This is a genomic window from Sphingomonas bacterium (assembly GCF_903643065.1).
GTDB lineage: Bacteria > Pseudomonadota > Alphaproteobacteria > Sphingomonadales > Sphingomonadaceae > Sphingomonas.
In genome coordinates, this window is sequence record NZ_CAHJWX010000471.1 from 1 (window position 1) to 2,568 (window position 2,568).

Sequence of the window (2,568 nt, forward strand, 5' to 3'; positions counted from 1 at the left end):
CGCCGGCGCCCCGAAGATCCACAACGCCCACAGGATCAGCCACTGCGCGCACAGGCTGGGGTGGCCGTAGCGGTTGAGCAGCGCCGGCATCAGCACGAGCAGCGCCGCCGCCGTCCAGGCAGCCAGGGCGTCGGGCGCCCAGCGCCGCGTCAGGGCGGCGGCGAAGCCCGCCTGGAGCAGCATCGACGCGAGATACCAGGCGCCGACCCACTGCGTGCCCACCGGCGCGAACGGCTTGAGCAGCGGTCCTAGCAGCGGGATCGAGTCGGTGAACAGCAGCGCCGTCCCTTCCGGCGCGTTGAGCAACGGCTCGCGCAGCCCCGTGCCCGCGCGCAGGTACGCGGCCAGCCCGATCGCGCCCTGCCCGCGATCGTCGCCCGTCAGCAGCCAGCCGACATTGCCCGGCCACAGCATCGCCGGGTGCATCCAGGCAAGGAAGCCGAGCACGCCCAGCGCCAGGATCGAGAGCGGAAAGGCGGCACGGCGCATCGCTGGCCGGCGCTAACGCGCAATGGTTAACGCGGCAGCCATGCCGGGTAGACGGCCAGCACCCGCGCCGCGCCCGACGAACAGGAGGACGAGGTCAATGAACGGCGGCGTGATAGCAGGCTGCCGGTGGCGAACCCCGGGCCTGTTCGGCTCGTCAATCCCGACCGAAAATTTCGTGGTGTGGGACCACTAGGCTTAGCGACGGCAGGTTCACATCGCGAGGCTTCGCGAACAGGTCGTCTCGCCAGGAGTCGGGACCGAGCCGCTGCACCACGCGGGTGAGTTCGTTGATCGGGTCGACGAAAACGATCGTCTGAAGCGCGGCAACCTCTCGATACTCACCCAGCTTCTCGTTCTGATCGCCCTTCGACGTCGATGGGGATAGCACCTCGAAAATCACGACCGGGTCCGCATATACGAGGCGCTCTTCCGCCTCCACGCTGGCCGGATCGCCACAGAATACGGACACGTCCGGATACCGCACATCAATCTCGCCGATCTGGACACCCATGTCTGATCCATACGCACGGCAGCCGCTTCCCCGCAGCCGCTGGTGGAGGAACGAGACGATGTTGGCGCTTACGCGCGCATGCGCCGGTGAGCCACCGGTCATCATCCGGATCATCCCGCCGACCAGCTCATATTTCCGATCGGACGCGAAATCGATCCGTAGGAACTGCTGCACGGTGATGGGCTGATATTGAAGATCGCCACGCATGCCGACGTTCTACCTCGCCCGCTTCAACAAACAAGGGGGCCGGAGGATTGCTCCTCCGGCCCCCTTGCTCAGATGGCACGGGCGAAGCCCGCGCTGGACGTCGAACGGGTCGGCGGCATCGCCACCGACCCGCCGGCCGTTCTGATTTCGTCTTCGGGGCAGGCGAGCCTGCCCCGATGCGAAATCAGAAGTCCATGCCGCCCATGCCGCCCATGCCGCCGCCGCCGCCCATCGCGGGGGCCGGCTTGTCCTCGGGCATCTCGCTCACCGCGGCTTCCGTGGTGATGAGCAGGCCCGCGACCGAGGCCGCGTTCTGGAGCGCGGTGCGCACGACCTTGGTGGGGTCGATCACGCCGGCCTGGACCAGGTTCTCGTACGTGTCGGTCTGGGCGTTGAAGCCCTGCGTCACGTCGCCGCCGTCCAGCAGCTTGCCCGAGACCACCGCGCCATCGTGACCGGCATTCTGCGCGATCTGGCGGACCAGCGTCGTCAGCGACTTGCGGACGATGTCGATGCCGCGCGTCTGGTCGTCGTTGGTGCCGGCCATGCCGTCCAGCGCCTTGGTGGCGTAAAGCAGCGCAGTGCCGCCGCCGGGGACGATGCCCTCCTCGACCGCCGCGCGGGTCGCGTGGAGCGCGTCGTCGACGCGATCCTTGCGCTCCTTGACCTCGACCTCGGACGCGCCGCCGACCTTGATCACCGCGACGCCGCCCGCGAGCTTGGCCAGGCGCTCCTGGAGCTTCTCGCGGTCATAGTCCGACGTGGTGTTCTCGATCTGCTGGCGGATCGCCTCGGTGCGGCCCTTGATCGCATCGGCATCACCGGCGCCATCGACGATGGTGGTGTTGTCCTTGTCAATCGACACGCGCTTGGCGGTGCCCAGCATCGCCGTGGTGACGTTCTCCAGCTTGATGCCGAGATCCTCCGAGATCATCTCGCCCTTGGTCAGGATCGCGATGTCCTCCAGCATCGCCTTGCGGCGATCGCCGAAGCCCGGCGCCTTGACGGCCGCGACCTTGAGGCCGCCGCGCAGCTTGTTGACGACCAGGGTCGCCAACGCCTCGCCCTCGATGTCCTCCGCGATGATCAGCAGCGGACGGCCCGACTGGACGACCGCTTCCAGGATCGGGAGCATCGCCTGCAGGTTCGACAGCTTCTTCTCGTGGATCAGGATGTACGGGTCGGCGAGCTCGACCGTCATCTTCTCGGGGTTGGTGATGAAGTACGGGCTGAGATAGCCGCGGTCGAACTGCATGCCCTCGACGACGTCCAGCTCGAAATCGAGGCCCTTGGCCTCCTCGACGGTGATGACGCCTTCCTTGCCGACCTTCTCCATCGCTTCCGCGATCTTCTCGCCGACC

The 2,568-nt window shown here is 67.3% G+C and carries 3 protein-coding genes; all 3 read right to left on the reverse strand.

Translation table 11 applies throughout. The features are described 5' to 3' along the window. Positions 1-489: DUF6311 domain-containing protein (locus tag HUU95_RS14015; protein ID WP_217429847.1), on the reverse strand; the 489-nt coding region annotated here is incomplete at its 3' end. A 154-nt stretch (positions 490-643) separates the two neighbouring features. Next, positions 644-1,207, reverse strand: a complete 564-nt coding sequence (locus HUU95_RS14020; RefSeq protein ID WP_174280663.1) for a Uma2 family endonuclease — start codon at positions 1,205-1,207, stop codon at positions 644-646. Positions 1,208-1,391: 184 nt separating this feature from the next. Continuing rightward, positions 1,392-2,568, reverse strand: a 1,177-nt coding sequence (gene groL / locus HUU95_RS14025) for a chaperonin GroEL (RefSeq protein WP_174280664.1), incomplete at its 5' end; no start/stop codon positions are given.

Coding starts and splice junctions, on each gene's coding strand:
- HUU95_RS14020 (WP_174280663.1), bottom strand. CDS start 1,207: ATGCGTGGCGATCTTCAATATCAGCCCATCACCGTGCAGCAGTTCCTA.